Raw genomic sequence first — 20,289 nt, 5'->3', positions numbered from 1 at the left:
TTTTTAGTCTCCTTGGCAATAGCGGCCCTAACTGTCAATCTTTATATTGCCTTTGGCCGAACGATGGATTGCCCCGTTTAAAAACTTCCCTTGCTCCATCGCTACCGGTTGAGAACAATCTATTTTTAGTTAGCCAACGGAATAATAACCCTTGTACCAATTTACGAATTTACCTACCCCCACTGAAATCGGTGTATTTGGCCTATATCCATAATCGGCAATAAGGTCGTCTACATTGGCCCAGGTCTTTTCTACATCGCCAGGCTGCATGGCCATCATATCTTTTGTTGCCGTGGTTTCCAAGCTGTCTTCAATGGCCGCTATGAAGTCCATTAACTTTACGGACTTGCTATTACCTATATTGTACACCTTGTAAAGGGCTGTTTTATCAAAAGTGCCGGTCAACGGCGTTTCTAAAATCCGAACCACCCCTTCTGTGATATCGTCTATATAAGTAAAGTCCCTTTCCAGTTTTCCTTGGTTGAATACTTTAATGGGCTTGCCCTTGATAATGGCATCGGTAAAGAGGAACATGGCCATATCGGGTCGTCCCCAAGGGCCGTAAACGGTAAAAAACCGCAGACCGGTGGTCTTGAATCCGTATAGGTGACTGTAGGAATGTGCCATTAATTCATTACTTTTTTTAGTGGCCGCATACAGACTTACCGGATGGTCTACCGAGTCGGTAGTTTCAAAGGGAATTTTTTCATTGAGGCCGTAGACGCTAGAGCTACTGGCATAGACTAGGTGTTTTATGTTATGGTGACGGCAACATTCCAGAATATTAAGAAATCCCACTACATTACTGTCTATGTAGGCCTCGGGGTTTTCCAAGCTGTAGCGCACACCGGCCTGTGCGGCTAAATTGCAGACGACATCAAATTTTTGTGCTTTAAACAGTTCCGGTAGCTTTTCGCGATCTTCCAGGCCCATGCGAACAAAGGAGAATTTTGGCTGTTCGGTACTTTGGGCATGGTGGCCAATAACCGACGCATCTTCTCTAGCAATGCCCAATTCTGCTAGCCGTGCATATTTTAATGCTACATCATAATAGTCGTTGATATTGTCTAGCCCCACGACCGTATAACCTTTGCCCAATAGGTCTTTTGTTATGAAAAATCCAATGAATCCTGCCGCTCCGGTAACTAAAATTTTCATGATTGTCCGATTTTGTAGTAATTAAAACCAATGGCTTTCATGGTGTCCGTTTCCAATAAGCGTCTTCCGTCAAACACAAAGGCCGGTTTTAGCATTTGTGCATATATTTTCTCCCAATGGTAGTCCTTAAACTCATCCCACTCCGTTAGAATGGCAATGGCATGGGCATCTGTAGTGATCTCCATAGGGTTCTTTGCCACGGTAAGAAGGCGTCGGTTTTCTTCCGGACTTCTGGTTTCCAAATAATCCAGGTCTTGGTATATTCTGCTTTCGGTAACCTTAGGGTCATAGACGATTACCTCCGCATGTTCCTCCATAAGGGCATTGGCCACATGTATGGCAGCAGATTCGCGGGTGTCATTGGTGTCCTTTTTAAAGGCCCAACCATAGAGAATGATTTTTTTGCCGGAAATGGTATTGTACAGCGTGCTGATAATATGTTCGGCAAAGCGACTTTTTTGATAGTCGTTCATGATAATGACCTGTTCCCAATAGTCCGCTACTTCTTGCAGGCCGAAACTACGGGCAATATAGACGAGGTTCAATATGTCCTTCTGAAAACAAGAACCTCCAAAACCTACCGAAGCGTTTAGGAATTTGGGTCCGATACGACTATCGAAACCAATGGCCCTTGAAATTTCCTGAATGTTGGCATCGGTCTTTTCACAAAGGGCGGAGATGGAATTGATGGAGGATACGCGTTGTGCCAAAAAGGCATTGGCGACCAATTTAGAAAGTTCCGAAGACCATATATTGGTCTGGAGGATACGTTCCTTGGGCAGCCAATTTTCGTAAATGGCACTTAAGGCATCCTTGGCGGCCTGCCCACTAGGAGTTTCGTTCCCGCCTATAAGCACACGGTCCGCATTGATCAAATCATCAATGGCAGTACCCTCGGCCAAAAACTCCGGATTGGAAAGTATTTCAAAATGCACACCGTCGCCGGTATTGTCCAATATATTCTGTATGGCTTGTGCCGTGCGCACCGGTAGGGTCGATTTTTCCACCACTATTTTATCCGTTTTGGACACTTTGGCAATGTTTCGGGCACAAAGCTCTACAAACTTGAGGTCCGCCGCCTGACCTTTTCCTTTCCCATACGTTTTTGTAGGGGTGTTTACCGAAATAAAAATCATTTGTGCTTCGTCTATGGCGCGATCTACCTCGGTAGAAAAGAAGAGGTTTTTTCCTCGGTTCTCTGCCACAATTTCCTTGAGCCCTGGCTCATAGATCGGTAATTGATCTAAATCTTCGGTATTCCATTGATCAATACGGTCTTGATTGATGTCTACGACCGTAACTTGTATATGTGGACATTTATTTGCAATGACGGACATGGTGGGTCCGCCTACGTAACCTGCTCCTATACAACAGATTTTTGTGATTTTTTGCATGCTATTGTTTTACTATTGGTTTATTTTTTTATCCTTTTAACCATCCAACATACATCTCTTCGACTGCGCTCAGGGTGACATTTTAGCTTGTACTAACTTCATATTTTCAACGACAACTAGTTTTTCTTGTCATTGCGGGGAAGCTTCTTTTTTTTTTTACTCATCACTCTTTTTCACCGCAAACTACTACTGCCAACTGCCTACTCTTTATTCGCCATGTACCCCTTCCGTCTTCCCGCCGAAAAAGGCGGGAATCCACCTACCCCTGCTAGGGAAGGAGCTTGATCGGGTTCCTTGTTGGAAATAGTACCCTTTATGGCGTATCCAGTATTTTTAACTCAATAACTTAATAACCCAATAACCAATAACTTATTCAACTCTAAGCTTGAAACTACCACTCCTTTTCGTTTTATTAATTACTTTTTTTACTGCCAACTTCAACTAAAAACTGTCTACTTTTTATTCGCCATGTACCCCTTCCGTCTTCCCGCCGAAAAAGGCGGGAATCCACCTTCCCCTGCTAGGGGAAGGAGCTTGATCGGGTTCCTTTTTGGAAATAGTGCCCTTTAAGGCGTATCAGGTATTTTTAACTTAATAACCAAATAACGTATCTTAACTTAATAACGTATTAAACTCTAAACTACCCAAACTTCCCTCCAAGCGTGTAAAGATCACATAATATACTGCCATAAAAAAATATATTTATTGTAAGGTGTTAAGTTGTACGGTACGGTTTTATAGTTTGTAGGACAAAAGCTTTCCATTAACCGATGATTATCGAGGATTAAACGAAATTGCGTAAGAAAATACCGTTTTATTTGAAACTATACTTAATTTCGTACTCAGTTAACCCCAACCTACTAATATTTGAACGATTGAAAACTGTAACCACACCTACAAAAATTTGGCTTTCCTCCCCACACATGGGAGGAAATGAAGAAAAATATGTCGCCGAGGCTTTTGCGACCAATTGGATAGCGCCGCTAGGACCCCATGTAAACGGGTTCGAAGCTGCTATTAGAGAAGAACTTGGTAACGGCGTACATGCCGCGGTACTTAGTTCTGGAACAGCGGCCATTCACCTAGGCCTACAAATTTTGGGTGTTTCTTACGGAGACGAGGTATTGTGCCAGAGCTTTACATTTTCCGCCTCTGCAAATCCTATTACATATTTGGGTGCCCGCCCTGTTTTTATAGACAGCGAACGCGATACATGGAACATGTCTCCAGCACTTTTGCGAAAAGCAATAGAAGATAGAATTGCCAAGTACAAGAAACCGAAGGCCATTTTAGCGGTACATTTATATGGTATGCCGTATAATGTGGAAGCTATTCAACAAATAGCGGACGAATTTGATATTCCAATTTTGGAAGATAGTGCGGAAGCCCTTGGGAGCTCGTGCCACGGGGTTGCTTGTGGTACCTTTGGTACTATTGGAGTGCTATCGTTTAACGGAAACAAGATCATTACGACTTCGGGTGGTGGGGCCTTGGTGTCCAAAAATAAAGCCTACACGGAAAAAGCTATTTTTCTTGCGACGCAGGCCAGGGACGAAGCTCCACACTACCAACATTCCCATATTGGCTATAACTATCGCATGAGCAACGTGCTGGCAGGGATAGGTCGCGGACAAATGGAAGTGCTTGCCGATAGAGTTGCGGCACGCCGCCGAAACTACGACTATTACGTTGCCCATCTTGGGGGTATGGAAACCTTTGAATTCCTTGCCGAACCTGAGGGCTACCGATCTAATAGATGGCTCAGTTGTTTGCTTACACCTTCTTTTGAGCATCGTGAAATGATACGATTAGCCTTATTGGCAGAAGATATTGAATCAAGACCTTTATGGAAACCTTTACATCTGCAACCTATTTTTGAGCAGGAATTGAGCTTTTTAGACGGAACTTCACTAGATTTGTTCCATCGTGGTCTTTGTTTGCCGAGCGGTTCCAATTTAACGGATTCCGACTTGGAACGCATTGTAAATATTATCAAAACGACCAAATCATGATACAAAAGTTTGTAACCAACAATGCACAACGCTATGCCTCAAAATGGCTGGTGCTGTTCATAGACTTAGTAACCGTTGCGCTTTCTTTTATTTTGTCCTACCTCATAAGGTTTAACCTTACGTTAAACTTTGAAGTAGATAAATTGGTGCTACAATTGCCATTGGTCGTTGGAGCGGCCTTGATTTCCTTTTTGATCGTTGGATCGTATAAAGGAGTGGTGCGGCATACCGGGGTGCGCGACGTGTATAACATTTTCAACGCGATATGCTTGTCCAGCATAATTGTGATTTTCTTTGTCATCGGAAACCGACAATTTGGATTTTTACCACAGTTTACAATTCCTATCTCGATCATCATTGTAAACAGTTTGATCGGCTTTATCTCCTTAACATCGTCCCGTTATGTGTTCAAATCCCTATACAATCAAATAAGCGGCGATTTAATATCTTCTAAAAACGTTCTTATCTATGGCGCTGGAGATTCCGGTATACTTACTTATGGTGCTTTGACCAACCATTCCAAAGGAAACGTAAAGGTCATTGGCTTCATAGATAGGGATCAAAAGAAAGTGGGTAAACGTATAAACGGGGTACCTGTTTTTACAAAAGAGATTTTAAATGCCGACTTTTTATCAAAAAACCGTATTGCAGAGGTTATTTTCTCCATTCAGAATATCGATGCGAAAAAATTACGATCAACCGTAGAGGGCTTGGTAGAATTCCCGGTGACCGTAAAGATTGTTCCTCCTATAGAGGATTGGATCAATGGGGAGCTAAATGCCGCTCAAATAAAACAAGTACAGATCGAAGATTTGTTGGATAGGGCACCCATACAAATTAAAAACAGTAAAATAGCCTTGGAGCTTTTGAACAAAAGTATTTTGGTTACGGGAGGCGCTGGTTCCATTGGGAGCGAGATCGTTCGCCAGATTTGTACCTATTCCTATAAATCCCTTATTGTTGTGGACCAAGCGGAGTCGGCCTTATACGATCTGCAGCAAGAGTTAAAACAAAATGGGTTTCATAATTTTATTCCTATCGTAGGGGATATTCGGGATAAAAACAGATTAAACCGAATCTTTGAGGAGTATAGTCCGGATATTGTATTCCACGCCGCTGCGTACAAGCATGTGCCGCTAATGGAGTATAATTCCTATGAAGCTATAAAAATCAATATTGGGGGTACCAAAACAGTGGCTGATTTGTCCGTGGTACACGGCGTTGAAAAGTTTGTGTTTGTTTCAACGGATAAAGCGGTGAACCCTACCAATGTAATGGGTGCGAGCAAGCGAATTGCAGAAATGTACATTGGTTGCATGCAGAAGGAACAAAAAACGAAATTTATTACCACCCGTTTTGGTAATGTACTCGGTTCCAATGGGTCTGTTATTCCCTTGTTTAGGAAACAAATAGAAAATGGTGGGCCACTAACCTTGACCCACAAGGATATCACCCGCTATTTTATGACGATACCAGAGGCGTCTCAACTGGTATTGGAAGCAGGAGCTATGGGCGAAGGGGGCGAGATTTTCATTTTTGATATGGGGGAATCCGTCAAAATATTCGATTTGGCGAAAAATATGATTCGCTTGTCCGGACTTCGTTATCCCGAAGACATCGATATTAAGATTACAGGTCTGCGACCGGGAGAGAAGTTGTACGAAGAGTTGCTGGCCAATGGCGAAAATACAATGCCTACCTATCATCAGAAAATAAAAATTAGTAAGGTCCGCGAACTGGATTATGCCAAGACACGCTCTAAAATTGATGAATTGTGCATTACCAATATGTTCTTTAATGGGAATACGGTAAAATTAATGAAACAGATCGTACCGGAATATGTGTCCAAAAATTCTGATTTTTGCGAGTTGGATAAGGCCAAAAATACAAACAACAACGAACAAAAATTAAAGATAGTACAACCGTAACTAACCTTTCAATACCTGATATTGAATCTAATTATCACAACCATGTTTAAAAAAAGTACCGCCTTCAGGCATCTTATTGTAGTCAGTGTTCTTAGCTTATTTGTATTTTCCTGTGCCTCTAAAAAGGATGTGGTATACTTTCAGGATACGCAAGATTACGAAACCATGATAAGTGATAATTCCTATTCCTATAAATTTAAGGTGGATGATTTATTGAGCATCAATGTCTCTACCCTGGACCCGGAAGCGAGTATTCCTTTTAATCTTATAACCCCGCCCCAGGGGCAAAACGGAGGTATTGGACAACCTCAACAAATTGATTATATCGTGAACAAAGAAGGAAATATTGATTTCCCAGTCTTGGGCCCCGTAAATATATTGGGCTTAACCCCGAACGAAACCAAAGAACTTTTAAAAGAGAAATTAAAGATATACCTTAAGGACCCTATCATTAACATACGCTTGCGTAATTTTACGGTCACCATATTAGGGGAGGTTAATAGACCAGGAACTTATGAAGTAAATGGTGAACAAATAACCATTTTAGAGGCGCTTGGTCTCGCCAGTGATTTGACTATTAAAGGAACTAGGGAAAATGTTTTGGTCATTCGGGATTTTAACGGCACCAAGGTTTCCCAAAGGGTTGATCTGACAAAAAAAGCTATGTTGAATTCGCCCGTATATTATCTCACCCAGAACGATGTTATTTACGTAGAGCCTAACAGATCTGCAATTACGGCTTCATCTTTGGATAACCGGGCTACAATAGCTATATCGATTGCATCCGTTCTGATTACCTCGAGTGTGATATTATTAAGTAGAAACTAAGGCACAAGTAATCTTATAGTAGTATTTAAAAGTCGATTGTCATGAGTTTGATTGAGAGCAAAAACGATATTAAGAACATTATTAACACTTATACTAAGCAATGGAAGTGGTTTGTGCTCGCTGCAATAGCTGCACTTTTGATGGCTTTTATTTATATCCGCTATACCATACCAGAATATGAGATTACATCTCAAATTCAAGTGGTTCAAGACAAAAATTCGACGAACGAATTAAGCATGTTTAAGGAGTTAGATGTTTTTTCAGGTACTTCCAAGCAGGTAGAGGATGAGATTCAGATATTGGTTTCCCGGGCCAATTTTATTGACGTGGTGAAAGAGTTGAAGACTAATATTAGTTATATGGCCTTGGGAAGTATAATAGATTCGGAGATTTATGGCGAGCCACCAGTAAAGTTGAATTTTATGGCTTCTGATTCAATTATTGCCGGAACCACGTTCAATTTTTTTGTGGAGTTTACTTCCGAAACACGTTTTAGCTTTACAGAAGCTGAGGATCTCCCTGCCAAGGAATACACTTTTGGAGATGCAGTTCCCTCTAGTATAGGTGATATCATTATCACTCCAAATGTGAAAAACCCCAAGATTCATACTGGCAGGCGCTATCAAGTAAGTATTAATCCTGTCGAAAGGGTTGCGGGTGCCTATAAGCAAAATGTTTTTGTAGCCGTTAGCGAAGACGGTTCGAATATCCTTGACATATCCATGAATAGTACAATTCCGCAAAAGGCCAAGGACATCATAGATAAGCTTATTGAAATTTACAATAGAAATGCCGTAGACGATAAGCGCCGTATTGCGAACACTACTTCTGATTTTATAGATAACCGGATTAAAATGATTTCAGGCACCCTGAGCGATGTGGATCAGGATGCCCAAGATATGCTGACAGAAAAGGGGATGACCGGATCTGGCCTTGAGGTGGGTGCCGCCGTACAGGTGAGTGCTGCAAGCCGTCAGAATTTGGACAATGCCAGAAACCAATTACAAATGGTTACAGGTCTAAAGGAATATATGAACGGAGAAGTGGGCTATGAAGAAATGCCTGTGTTGGATGTGGGTAGTGGTGCCATAAGTCAGGCTACCGCACAGTATAACCAATTGGTGGCGGAACGTAAGCGTTTGCTACAAAGCGCAGACGAACAAAACCCGATTATCGTAAACTTGGACCAGCAATTAAAAGGACTAAAAAGTACCATGACCTCTAGTTTAAATGCGTTGGAGACCAATGTTGGAATGAACGTAAGTACCTTACAAAGTCAGTTAGGGCGTATACAAGGAACGATATATTCCGCGCCAAAAAACCAAAAGGAGTTGCGCGACATCACAAGAAAGCAGGAAACTACCGAATCTTTATACCTATATCTTCTACAGAAGAGGGAAGAATCTCAAATTTCCTTTGCTTCTGCGGCACCACGATCAAATATTATAGATAAAGCATACTTGGCAAGCCCGACACCGGTAAAACCCAAAAAAGCCATTACTTATTTAGCCTCGTTGATTCTAGGGCTCTTGGTTCCGTTTTCCGTGCTATATGCCAAGGATTTGTTGGATACAAAAATACATAACAAACACAGCTTGGAAGAAATAACAAAAGACCTTCCTGTACTTGGAGAGCTGCCCTTCTTATCGAAAAAAGATAGTAAGATCATAGTGAACGATGACCGATCTGTATTGGCGGAAGCCCTAAGGATCTTGCGAACTAATCTGGATTTTCTCATTAGTACCAAAAACGAAAAGGATAAGTATAAAAATAATGTGGTCTTGGTCACTTCTAGTGTGCCGGGAGAAGGAAAAACCTTTGTTTCTACAAACCTGTCCATGATATTGGCGAGTACCAACAAGAAGGTATTGCTGGTAGGGGCGGATATCAGGAACCCTAAATTATACACTTTTTTTAGTGGTGATTCTGTTGATAAGTTGAAATCACCCGAGCGTAATAAAGATGCAGGACTTACGGATTACCTTATAAGCGATAAGCTAAGTGTAAAGGATGTCATTAAGCCCATGCTAGTGTATAACAATACCATTGATGTAATCTACTCCGGTAAGATACCACCAAATCCGGGAGAGCTTTTGATGAACAAACGAATGGGGGCTTTAATAGAAGAAGTTGCTGCCGACTACGATTATGTTATCATGGATACGGCGCCATTGATGGTGGTAAGCGATACCCTGTTACTCACACAGTTTTCCAACCACATTATATATGTAACCAGAGCAGGGGTAACGGATAAAAGTGCTATTCAATTCCCAATAGATTTGAACGCAGAAGGGAAGCTTAACGGTGTATCCTTCGTGGTCAACGGTGTAAGTCTAGATAATCTTGGCTACGGCGGAAAATATGGTTACGGTTATGGCAAGACCACTAAAAAGTGGTGGAAGTTTTAACCGAAATTGTAGCTCGTCCGCGCAATTATGGGAAGTATTTTATCCAACACCTTTGGGCTGATTTGAATATTTTTAAGGTGTTTTAAATGATTTTTGTTATGAAGGTCGGATGCCACGAAATCAATCAGATTGTGATCAAGCAGGTTTAAAGCTTTTTTGTGAACATCTTTTCCATAATAACCGCTTAGCGATAATAGGTTCAGTTGAAATAACATACCAAGGTCTTTCATACGCGTATAGTCATTTCTTTCGTGATGTAAATAGGCATAGCGCTCTGGGTGAGCGAAAATTGGATATAAATCTTTGTCCTTAAGTTTTTCAATCGATTCTTCAAAGTTAAGAGATGCTTGCAGGTATGACATTTCTACCAAAATATAGTTGTCCGATATTTGCATAAGCGAATCTGATTCTACCAAGGCTTCAAAACCGGAATCTATCATGTGTTCTGCGGCCGCTTTTACATTTACGTGCGATAAATCATTTGTTTTAAGCGCATTTTCAACCAAGGTTAATGCTCCTTGTATGGACCCCTTGTTGTTAGGGTAATAGTTTTCCATGATATGCGGGGTACAAATAAAATTGCTTATTCCAATTTCCCCCATACCTTTTATCAAAACTATCGATTCTTCAACCGTCTTTGCCCCATCATCTATTCCGGGAAGAATATGATTGTGGATATCCGTAAAACCATCGAGATAATCGACAAGAAACTTTTTTTTAACAAAGAAATCAAACATGTATCGCAGTGTTTTTAACAACAATCAAAGTTACTGTATTACAACGAATTTTCACTTTTTCTATTGTGTAAGTAACATGGCACGTACATCCAGTATTTGGGAATTAACATCCGACCATTTTAAAGTGGTAGGTACAGTAAGGGATACTATCAATTGTTCACAAACCATGTGGCAAAAGTGATAGGAGATATTTCTGGCATTATCAGGAGTGTGTACACTACGGAACCAAGCGTACAATGCTATTGCGGAAATTTTATGGCAGGCAAAAATCTTTTGAAATCAGGGGCTAAAGATGCTTTTCGAACAGCGTTCTGTTTAGAAACACAACATTTTCCCGATGCTCCAAATCATTCTAATTTTCCTTCTATTCTACTTTACCCAAATGATATCTAGGAGACAACAACGGAATATTGTTTTTTGATCGAATAGTATCCTGATGCGAACAATGGTGCCTTACCGTTATATGAGTGTTTTACTAGCCCACTCCATTTGCTATCACCAAATCTAAAGATAACAAAGCTCTTAAATATGGTTTTCTTATGAACTCTTACCTAAAAAGGAGTTACAGAGCTATTTTGGGTAATCTATTTGGCATTATTTTTTGTTCCCATAAAAAGATGGCCGCACAAATAAATCACTTTCGTCGCTTTGCTTAGCATGGAAAATCTACCGTAAGATAAATCCGTTTTTCATAGGATCGTAGGGATCTATGAAAAAGGTATGCTGGCCTGTAATATAAGCCGTGCCTTCCACTTGTGGGATAACGGCGTTGAAAGGCCCATAGGTTTCCTCACGGATTACAGAACCTTTAAAAATAGAACCTGTGATGCTTTCAATCTGCATGGCTTCGCCAAAATCTATTTCTTTTCTGGCTTTATGGATGGCCATTCTCCCCGATACCCCAGAGCCTGTTGGGCAGCGGTCTACTTCGCCTTCTGCAAAAATACACACGTTTTTACTATGTATGTTTGGCGTATTGGATGCATCAATAAAAATGGTTCCGTAGAGAAAGCTTAGGTCGGACTCAAAAGGGTGTTTTATCCCACTATTGCTTGCCATCACCGCATGTTTGATAGCCATTCCCGCTGCTATCAACTTCCGATAGGAAGTCGGGCTCAAATCGAAATCGAGGTTATTTTTTTTCATATCTACATACGCATAAAACGCACCGCCGTATGCCAAATCATACCTTACTTCTCCAAAGCCCTCTAGGTCAACGGTACTATCCAAGCCCACAACAAAGCTAGGAACGCAATGAAAACGAACTCCGGTTACTTCTCCATTCCTTACATGTGCAAAGGCTGTTATCCTGCCACAGGGGGCATCAATCTTTAACATATTCTCCCCCTCGGTTACATTGATCCAATTTAAGTGAACAGCTAGGGTAGAAATAGCAATAATGGCGTGGCCACACATGGTACTGTAGCCTTCATTATGCAAAAAGATAATTCCGAAATCACCTTCACTGTCGTTTGGTGGGGTTAAAATACATCCGTACATATCCGCATGCCCGCGTGGCTCAAACATCAATACGGTCCGCAAATGGTCGTAATGTTCCTTACAATACCTGCGGTAGTCCAATACGGAATTTCCTTCTAAATTTGGAAATCCGGAAACAATGACCCGTAGGGGTTCGCCCCCGGTATGCATGTCTATGGTCTTTATTTTTAGCCAGTCGTTGGGTGGCTTAAAATCAGTCTTTTTAAGAATGTTTCGGTAGGTGTTATTCATTTGTGAATTGGTTATAATAGTAATTGGCAGCCATTAGATCTTCCAAAGCATGCCCTACGGATTTAAAAACTGTTACTTCTTTCTCACTTTTACGACCACTGACCTCGCCGGAGCAAAGGGTGAACAAATTTCCTTTTATGGTATCTTCTGTGAGGATTCCGGAATGTAAAGGAATAGAAGTATCACCACTTTCATGGAGTCCGGCAGGGGTATCGACATAAACGCTAGCTTTTTGGATTACGGCGTCATCTGCTTCCCGCATATCTTTTTTGTAGGCGCCTACCAGGTCTATGTGTTGTCCCGGTTTAAGGTATTTTCCTAAAACCAAAGGTGTTTTGGAAAGGGTAGCACAGGAGATAATGTCCATATCGCCAATTTTATCATCAATTTGCATGATGGCGGTACAACTGAAGTTTTCCTCTTTTAATTCGCTACAGATGGCTTTCGCCTTTTCTGCATTTCTTCCCCATACAAAGACCTCTTTAATGGGGCGTACGCTCGCGTGGGCACGAATAAGATTGGCCGATAGCGCCCCGGTGCCTATCATTAATAAAGAAGAGGCATCTTTTCTGGATAAAAACGAAGAGGCGAGGGCAGAGGCTGCGGCCGTGCGTTTAGCGGTAAGACTTTTTGCTTGCATGGTTGCGATCATAGTGCCCGTTATCGCATTGATCAAGACATAAATGGCCTGTATGGAAGGTAGGTCATAACGACCGTTTTCCGGACTTACCGTTGCTATTTTTACTCCTGCAATTTTGGCCGGATGCCACGCAGGCATTAAGAGCAGGGTGGAGTCCGAACCCGTTTCCGGATTTGGAAAATCATGATGATGGCGTTGAGGTACTAGAATGTCCGGGCTGGAAAAGCCTTCCTTTAAAGCCGCCAAAAGCGCTGGAAAATGGGTGTTTTCATTAATAAAATCATCTGAAATATATATTGCTTTTTCCATAGCTCAAAAATATGGGATTGTATTTTTTCTTGGTTTGTAAACGATTTATGGTTGCATTTTTTTGTGATAACTATTTGCCAATACAAAAATTAGAAAAGATATTGCCCAGCAAGTCATCTGTTGAAACACTTCCTGTAATTTCGCCTAAATGAAAAAGTGCTTCACGAATATCTATGGCCATAAGGTCGCTGGATAACTCCATGTCCATGCCTTCTTTCACTTTTTGTATAGCTTCCAAGGCTTTTAATAAAGCATCGTAGTGTCTGTTATTCGTTACAATAGTATCATTTTTACCTAAGCTTCCTGCATTGGATAGTGACAATAACGTTTGCTTTAAGTCTTCTATACCTAAACCGGTCTTGGCCGAGATAAATTGTATTTTAGCATATTTGTTCTGTAAACTTGCTATATGTTCTTCGTCTACTTCATCTATCTTATTCGCAATTAGCAGAATATTTTTGTCTTTGTATTTTTCCCTCAACGTATTGATTTCGGCGTCTTTGTTCTTTGCAGCTTCGAACAGATAGATAACGAGCTGTGCTTGCTCTATTTTTTCAAATGCCCGTGCAATGCCTATTTGCTCTACTTTATCACTGGTGTCCCTGAGCCCAGCGGTATCTATAAACCTAAAGTTAACCCCGCCAATAGCTATTTGGTCTTCTACGGTATCTCTTGTAGTGCCCGGAATATCGCTCACTATGGCCCGCTCCTCGTTTAAAATGGCATTTAGTAAGGTAGACTTGCCCACATTGGGTTCGCCCACTATGGCTATGGGTATACCGTTCTTGATTACGTTTCCTAGAGCGAAGGAGTCTATAAGGTCTTTAAGGACTTTGGTAATTTTCTGTAGTAACAGGTTAAATTGTCTTCGATCCGCAAACTCCACATCTTCACCGGAAAAGTCGAGCTCCAATTCTATCAAGGAGGCAAAATTCAGTAGCTCCTGCCTAAGGTCGTTTATGGTGGTGCTAAATCCACCGCGCATTTGTTGCATGGCAATTTGGTGTGCCGCGGCACTATCACTGGCAATAAGGTCCGCTACGGCTTCGGCCTGGCTCAGATCCATCTTCCCGTTTAAAAAAGCACGCATGGTAAATTCTCCTGCCGACGCCATTCTACAGCCTTTTCTTAAAAACAACTGTATAATTTGCTGTTGGATGTAGGGAGATCCATGACAGGATATTTCAATAACATCTTCCCCTGTATAGGAATGTGGGTTTTTAAAAATGGAAACAAGGACTTCATCCAATACCATTTCGCCATCCATAAGATGCCCTAAATGTATGGTGTGACTTTTTTGTTCTTTTAGTTTCTTATTAGTAACGGATTTGAAATGTTCGGAAACTAAGCTGATCGCCAAGCTTCCGGAAATACGTATAACGGCAATGGCACCTGCTCCAGATGGCGTTGCCAAGGCTATAATCGTGTCGTTTTGAATCATAGTGCAAAAGTAAATAATATAACCATAGAAAACTTTTTGATACGTAGGCATTGCCATGTTGTTCGCGTAATGAAATGAAGTACATTCGTGCGGAAATTATAAAAATTATAAGGATATGAAATACATTAAATTTACATTGATTACCCTAATTATGTTTGCAATAACGACTTCTTCTTATGCGCAAACCACAGCTCCCACAGAAGAACCTGTTGTTCGGGTAACGTCCGAAAAGGAGATGTTACAAGATGTAAAGGAAAAAGTGGACGATGCGGAAAAGCAGGCTAAAAAGGAGAAAAAACAGGTTAAAAAGGAGAAAAAACAGGCCAAACAGGAGAAAAAAGCAGAAAAAGAGAAAGCGGCCAAAGAAAAATTAAAAAAGCAGAAGGATGCTGTGTCCAAATCCATTGCAAAGGATAAAAAACAAATAGCCAAACTGGAATCCAAACTGGAAAAGGGTAAGGCAAAAGGTACCTTGGCACCTGTAGCCATTGATAAGATAGAAGAAAAAATAAGAAAGCTGAATGTAAAGATTGCAAAAAGCCAGGTTAAGCTAGAAAAGCTACTAAAGAAATAACGGGCACTTTTAAAGACCAGCATTGTAACATTTTTCTATTTTTTGAGTCAAATAAGTAGTTATTCATCTTAAAATCAATCAAAAAATGGAAATTATTAATCAGAACAGCGTTGTTAGGGAGGATCGAAATGTATTGGTAATCGCTCACTTAAGTCAATATTTGGACTACATCACAGGTTTTGGAGGGTTGATCGTACCCTTGGTACTTTGGCTTAGCCTTAAAGAAAAGGTAATAGGTATGGACGAGCATGGTAAGTCCATAATCAACTTTCAACTGAGTCTTATTTTGTATGTCATTATAGGAATACCGGGTATTTTGTTGTTTGGATTAGGGATTATTCTATTGGTGTTGACGGGTATTCTTTCTTTGGTGATGCCCGTAGTAAATGCCGTTCGCGCCAGTAACGGGGAGGCTCCAAGCTATTTTGGAACGATCCGATTTATATCTTAAAGGAGTTAGAAAATAAAAAAGGGAGCAAATGAGCTCCCTTTTATAATTCAACTAGGTCTATTTTTTTCGTAGTTATCCGTTCAGCATTACCGGCATAACGAGCATGGTTACGCTTTCTCCTTCATCCAAACCATCTATGGGGGTTAAGATACCTGCCCTATTCGGCAAGCTCATTTCAAGGGACACTTCATCACAACCAAGATTATTTAACATTTCTGTCAAAAACCTGGAATTGAATCCTATTTGCATATCATCACCTTGGTAGGAACATGTTAAGCGTTCTTCCGCTTTGTTTGAATAATCTAGATCTTCTGCCGAAATATTAAGTTCCGCCCCTGCGATTTTTAAGCGTATCTGATGGGTTGTTTTGTTGGAGAATATAGATACCCTCCTTACGGAACTTAAGAATTGATTCCGCGCTATCGTAAGTTTGTTTGGATTTTCTTTTGGAATTACGGCTTCGTAATTCGGATATTTTCCATCTATGAGTCGGCATATAAGCTCCGTTTCGTCAAATGTGAATTTGGCGTTACTTTCATTGTATTCTATTAGCACGTCAGCTTCGCTTCCGGCCAAAATCCCTTTGAGTAAGGTAAGTGGTTTCTTGGGCATTATGAATTCCGCTACTTCCGATGCGTTAACATCTTCCCTTCTATATTTAACCAGTTTGTGGGCATCTGTTGCGACAAACGTTAGGTTCTCTGGTGAAAATTGAAAGAACACACCACTCATCACAGGTCTTAGGTCATCGTTGCCCGTAGCAAAAATTGTTTTGGTTATAGCGGTGGCCAAAATGTCGCCCAACAAGGTTGTGGAGCTAGGATTTTCTAATTCCACCGCTTTTGGGAATTCCGCCCCGTCTGCATAGGCTAGCGCATATTTGCCGTGGTTGCTGCTTATTTCAACCGTGTTGTTGTCCGTTACCATAAAGGTAAGGGGCTGCTCCGGAAACGTTTTTAAGGTCTCCAACAGTAACCGGGCCGGAACTGCAATAACGCCTTCGGTATCGGAATCTACTTGAAGTCGCGAACTCATCGTAGTTTCCAAATCCGAAGCTGAAACCGTTAGTTTGTCCTTTTTAAGGTCGAAAAGAAAATTATCCAAAATTGGTAGGGTGTTGCTATTATTGATGACACCACCCAAAATCTGAAGCTGTTTTAACAAATATGTGCTGGATACTATAAATTTCATTATGGTCTACTTTGAATTATATCTTTTAAAATACCTGTTTTACTAATCAGTTGAGGGTTCCAATGTTACAACGATCCTTTAAAACAAAGATATTTGAATTGAGGTTTTATAGGAAACAAACTTATTAACAGTAATCTAAACCTGTTTTAGGCACTCAAGCACCGCAATACCAACTTACTCTGTTCCCGTAGGTTTTTGTTCCGAGGAGTTATTAACCATTGCTAGAATTGCCCCGCATACGATTAAGGGCATTGATCGCATAAAATTGGTGTTTTTAAGCAATTGCGGAGTATTGCTTTTTGTCCTAATGGATTCAATTGAAAAAATCGATTATAATGGTGTCCCGGTATTCCAATCCCAGTAATGTAGACGCTCCGCCCACCGTATCAAGATTACTTCGGTATATGGCCAGTTCCAAATAACCGGATGAATTGAAAAGGGCCAGTAGGTCACCATCATTTTTTTGTTTGTCCGCTGCTCCGTTAAAATCTACGATACCGCTATAGCTACTATGTATTTTTTTTATCTTTTTACTTCTGGCATGCAGTTCAAACTCCCTATCCTTACCGTAGCTATCAAAAAAGGATTTCCTAATATTGGTTACCACGTTTCCGTAATTGTCTATATAAATAACGCTACCGGTTATCTTTGTACCATCTTCTGCCATTCTTGGCGAAAATTCACGCAAGGTTTTAAGGTCTGTAAACGATTTTCCAACGACCTCCAAAGTCCCTCCACGTGCAATGTGGCAAGCTACTCGAATAAAGACGCTCATTACGGGAAAAGAACCCTGTATGCGCTCCGGAAGGTTAAGCTCAACTACTTTTTCGGGCTTCATTTCAGAGGTGATAAGACCAATGACACCCGTATTGGCGCTCACAAAATAATGGCCATCTACCAAAACGGCTATATGCTTGTTCTCCGGCGTAGCTTCAGAATCTACCCCAACGATGTGTATGCTGCCTTTGGGAAAGTTGTGATAGGAGTTTTGCAGGATATAGGCACACTCTTGTATGTTGAAGGGAGAAATGCCATGGGAAATATCAACAATGGTAGCTTCTGGTAATTCTGTATAAATAGAACCCTTAAGTACCCCAACAAAGTGGTCTTTAAGTCCAAAATCGGTCGTTAAGGTAATTATCGCCATACCGTAATGTTGATATGTTTTTCATAAGGTAAACTTTATTTTTACCTAAATTTGATTAGCAAAATTACACAAAAAAACAGCTGGGCGAAATTAAACTGTGCTTAGTTTACACCTTACTAAAAATAACTATTTGAACGAACTGATTTTAGAACTTACCGAGATAAGTCCAAGGGATTTTTTTGGACAGCAAAACGAACACATAGACCTTTTAAAAAAGTATTTTCCAAAATTGAAAATAGTCGCTAGGGGGAATAAGATTAAAGTATACGGAGACGATATACTACTAGAAGAATTTGAAAAGCGTTTTGAAATGCTTACCGCTCATTTTGTGAAGTACAATAGATTGGACGAGAACAGTATTGAGCGTATTTTGATGGATACAGAGGAAGCCGGTAAAAGTCCATCATCCGTTAAAAGCGGTGAAACCCTGGTACATGGTGTAAGCGGCCGACTCATAAAAGCCCAGACGCCGAATCAGAGGAGACTGGTAGATGCTTCAAAAAAGAACGATATGGTATTTGCCATAGGTCCTGCAGGAACGGGTAAGACCTATACTGGCGTAGCCTTGGCCGTAAAGGCCTTAAAGGAGAAACAAGTGCGTAAAATTATACTAACGAGGCCTGCAGTGGAAGCCGGTGAGAACTTAGGTTTTTTGCCAGGCGATCTAAAGGAAAAGCTAGACCCTTACATGCAACCGCTTTATGATGCATTGCGCGACATGATCAGTCCGGAAAAATTAACACATTATATTGAGACAGGAATCATACAAGTGGCCCCCATGGCCTTCATGCGCGGACGCACGTTGGACAATGCTTTCGTAATCTTGGATGAGGCACAGAACACCACCCACGCGCAGATGAAGATGTTTCTTACCAGAATGGGAAAACATGCCAAATTTTTGATTACCGGAGACCCCGGGCAAATAGATTTACCGCGCAGGACCATTTCTGGTCTAAAGGAAGCCTTGTTAATACTGCAAAATGTAGAAGGAATAGAGATTATCTATTTGGACGATAAGGACGTAATAAGGCATAAGCTGGTCAAAAAGGTCATAGATGCCTATAAAACCATAGAACACCATAACTAGGCACTTGCGGAACAGTGCTGGGCGAAAGCTACGTTTAAAACTAATTTTAAGTTCATTATGAATACCATTACAGATATCAATTTTAATTTCCCGGGACAATTAAGCGTTTATAAAGGTAAAGTACGCGAAGTCTATGAACTGGAAAATAATGTCATGGTCATGGTGGCTACGGATAGGCTTTCTGCCTTTGATGTGGTAATGCCCAAAGGAATACCTTACAAAGGCCAGATCCTTAATCAGATAGCTACTAAAATGATGGCCGATACCGCAGATATCGTTCCCAATTGGCTAACTGCCGCTCCCGATCCAAACGTGGCCATTGGCCATGCATGTGAACCGTTTAAAGTAGAAATGGTGATAAGAGGGTATATGAGCGGACATGCCGCACGCGAGTACAAAGCGGGCAAACGAATGCTCTGCGGTGTGCCCATGCCAGACGGGATGAAAGAGAACGATAAATTCCCCAGGCCGATCATAACGCCTGCCACCAAAGCGGAAATGGGCGATCATGACGAGGACATATCAAAAGCAGATATTTTAAAACACGGTATTGTTTCCGAAGCCGATTATGAGGTATTGGAAAAATATACCTACGCGCTTTTTAAAAGGGGAACCGAAATTGCGGCGAAAAGAGGTTTGATATTGGTAGATACCAAATACGAGTTCGGTAAAACCAAGGATGGAAAAATTGTATTGATAGACGAAATTCACACCCCGGATTCTTCTCGGTACTTTTATGCCGATGGTTATGAAGAACGCCAAGAAAGGGGTGAGATGCAGAAACAGTTGTCCAAAGAGTTTGTGCGGCAATGGTTAATTTCGAACGGATTTCAAGGTTTGGAAGGACAAACGGTTCCCGAAATGACGGACGACTATATCGCGTCCGTATCCGATAGGTATATAGAACTCTATGAAAAGATTACCGGAGAAACATTTGTTAAAGCCGATACCGATGATATTCAAGCCCGTATAGAAAAAAATGTTTTGGAGCATTTGAGTTGAGTAAGTATAGATTGGCTCCTTTGTTAACCTTAGGCTAAAGATATGGATTTACGTTTGGGAAATTAGCCACAATGAATTATAGCCCGTGTGCCTGTTGCACAAGATAGGCAAAAAAGTTGCTTTTCGATTTTGCCTATGGGGCGATTGATCGTACCTTTAGGTATGGGGGGAAAAAAAGGAGTATCAGGAAAAGCTGTTCGCACAATTTCAACTGAGCGAACGTATACCAAAGAACAATTTCTATCGTCGTT

At 41.0% G+C, this 20,289-nt stretch carries 17 protein-coding genes; 9 read left to right on the top strand and 8 right to left on the bottom strand.

Going from position 1 to position 20,289, the window contains the following annotated elements; translation table 11 throughout:
- Positions 1–129: 129 nt before the first annotated feature.
- Positions 130–1,158 (bottom strand): NAD-dependent epimerase, encoded by a 1,029-nt coding sequence (locus ACFQZJ_RS18835; RefSeq protein WP_379936525.1) that lies wholly within the window; start codon positions 1,156–1,158, stop codon positions 130–132.
- A complete protein-coding gene (locus ACFQZJ_RS18830; RefSeq protein ID WP_379936524.1) occupies positions 1,155–2,552 on the bottom strand; it encodes a nucleotide sugar dehydrogenase in 1,398 nt (465 codons plus the stop codon). The genes ACFQZJ_RS18835 and ACFQZJ_RS18830 overlap by 4 nt, the downstream gene beginning before the upstream one ends.
- Positions 2,553–3,475: 923 nt before the next feature.
- Here ACFQZJ_RS18830 and ACFQZJ_RS18825 point away from each other — a divergent pair.
- Genes ACFQZJ_RS18825 through ACFQZJ_RS18810 form a run of 4 tightly spaced genes read left to right on the top strand, consistent with a single transcriptional unit; the run spans position 3,476 to position 9,728 of the window.
- On the top strand, positions 3,476–4,564 hold the full coding sequence (locus tag ACFQZJ_RS18825; protein ID WP_379936548.1) for a DegT/DnrJ/EryC1/StrS family aminotransferase: 1,089 nt from the start codon (positions 3,476–3,478) through the stop codon (positions 4,562–4,564).
- Positions 4,561–6,492, top strand: coding sequence for a nucleoside-diphosphate sugar epimerase/dehydratase (locus ACFQZJ_RS18820; protein ID WP_379936523.1), 1,932 nt, complete (start codon positions 4,561–4,563; stop codon positions 6,490–6,492). The genes ACFQZJ_RS18825 and ACFQZJ_RS18820 overlap by 4 nt, the downstream gene beginning before the upstream one ends.
- A 42-nt stretch (positions 6,493–6,534) precedes the next feature.
- Positions 6,535–7,320, top strand: coding sequence for a polysaccharide biosynthesis/export family protein (locus tag ACFQZJ_RS18815; protein WP_379936522.1), 786 nt, complete (start codon positions 6,535–6,537; stop codon positions 7,318–7,320).
- Positions 7,321–7,361: 41 nt separating this feature from the next.
- Positions 7,362–9,728: a GumC family protein gene (locus ACFQZJ_RS18810; RefSeq protein WP_379936521.1), complete on the top strand. Its 2,367-nt coding sequence runs from the start codon at positions 7,362–7,364 to the stop codon at positions 9,726–9,728.
- Here the strand turns inward: ACFQZJ_RS18810 and ACFQZJ_RS18805 are convergent.
- A complete protein-coding gene (locus ACFQZJ_RS18805) occupies positions 9,725–10,465 on the bottom strand; it encodes a tyrosine-protein phosphatase (protein WP_379936520.1) in 741 nt (246 codons plus the stop codon). The two genes, ACFQZJ_RS18810 and ACFQZJ_RS18805, sit on opposite strands and share 4 nt — an antisense overlap.
- Before the next feature lie 153 nt (positions 10,466–10,618).
- On the opposite strand from ACFQZJ_RS18805, the gene ACFQZJ_RS18800 reads away from it, so the two are divergent.
- Positions 10,619–10,858, top strand: a complete 240-nt coding sequence (locus tag ACFQZJ_RS18800; RefSeq protein WP_379936519.1) for an aldose epimerase family protein — start codon at positions 10,619–10,621, stop codon at positions 10,856–10,858.
- Between the two features lie 273 nt (positions 10,859–11,131).
- On the opposite strand, the gene ACFQZJ_RS18795 is transcribed toward ACFQZJ_RS18800, so the two are convergent.
- The 3 genes from ACFQZJ_RS18795 to mnmE all read right to left on the bottom strand — a co-directional run bounded on the left by ACFQZJ_RS18795 (position 11,132) and on the right by mnmE (position 14,586).
- Positions 11,132–12,196, bottom strand: coding sequence for a proline racemase family protein (locus ACFQZJ_RS18795; RefSeq protein ID WP_379936518.1), 1,065 nt, complete (start codon positions 12,194–12,196; stop codon positions 11,132–11,134).
- A complete protein-coding gene (locus ACFQZJ_RS18790; RefSeq protein ID WP_379936517.1) occupies positions 12,189–13,145 on the bottom strand; it encodes an ornithine cyclodeaminase family protein in 957 nt (318 codons plus the stop codon). The genes ACFQZJ_RS18795 and ACFQZJ_RS18790 overlap by 8 nt, the downstream gene beginning before the upstream one ends.
- 70 nt (positions 13,146–13,215) lie before the next feature.
- Entirely contained in the window at positions 13,216–14,586 is a 1,371-nt protein-coding gene (gene mnmE / locus ACFQZJ_RS18785) for a tRNA uridine-5-carboxymethylaminomethyl(34) synthesis GTPase MnmE (RefSeq protein ID WP_379936516.1), read from the bottom strand.
- 115 nt (positions 14,587–14,701) lie between these two features.
- On the opposite strand from mnmE, the gene ACFQZJ_RS18780 reads away from it, so the two are divergent.
- Complete coding sequence (locus tag ACFQZJ_RS18780; RefSeq protein ID WP_379936515.1) at positions 14,702–15,160, top strand: hypothetical protein; 459 nt, start codon at positions 14,702–14,704, stop codon at positions 15,158–15,160.
- An 85-nt stretch (positions 15,161–15,245) separates the two neighbouring features.
- On the top strand, positions 15,246–15,611 hold the full coding sequence (locus ACFQZJ_RS18775; protein WP_379936514.1) for a DUF4870 domain-containing protein: 366 nt from the start codon (positions 15,246–15,248) through the stop codon (positions 15,609–15,611).
- 72 nt (positions 15,612–15,683) lie between these two features.
- Here the strand turns inward: ACFQZJ_RS18775 and dnaN are convergent, their stop codons facing one another.
- Together dnaN and ACFQZJ_RS18765 are read right to left on the bottom strand one after the other, a co-directional pair.
- A complete protein-coding gene (gene dnaN, locus ACFQZJ_RS18770; RefSeq protein WP_379936513.1) occupies positions 15,684–16,802 on the bottom strand; it encodes a DNA polymerase III subunit beta in 1,119 nt (372 codons plus the stop codon).
- 313 nt (positions 16,803–17,115) lie between these two features.
- Positions 17,116–17,949: an SAM hydrolase/SAM-dependent halogenase family protein gene (locus tag ACFQZJ_RS18765; protein WP_379936512.1), complete on the bottom strand. Its 834-nt coding sequence runs from the start codon at positions 17,947–17,949 to the stop codon at positions 17,116–17,118.
- Between the two features lie 130 nt (positions 17,950–18,079).
- Between ACFQZJ_RS18765 and ACFQZJ_RS18760 the strand changes: the two genes are divergently transcribed.
- Positions 18,080–19,036, top strand: coding sequence for a PhoH family protein (locus ACFQZJ_RS18760; protein ID WP_379936511.1), 957 nt, complete (start codon positions 18,080–18,082; stop codon positions 19,034–19,036).
- Positions 19,037–19,093: 57 nt separating this feature from the next.
- Entirely contained in the window at positions 19,094–20,038 is a 945-nt protein-coding gene (locus ACFQZJ_RS18755) for a phosphoribosylaminoimidazolesuccinocarboxamide synthase (protein ID WP_379936510.1), read from the top strand.
- Positions 20,039–20,289 lie beyond the last annotated feature (251 nt).

The organism is Maribacter chungangensis (genome assembly GCF_042676845.1).
Classification (GTDB): Bacteria; Bacteroidota; Bacteroidia; order Flavobacteriales; family Flavobacteriaceae; genus Maribacter; species Maribacter chungangensis.
This window is presented reverse-complemented; position numbering and strand designations above follow the sequence as displayed.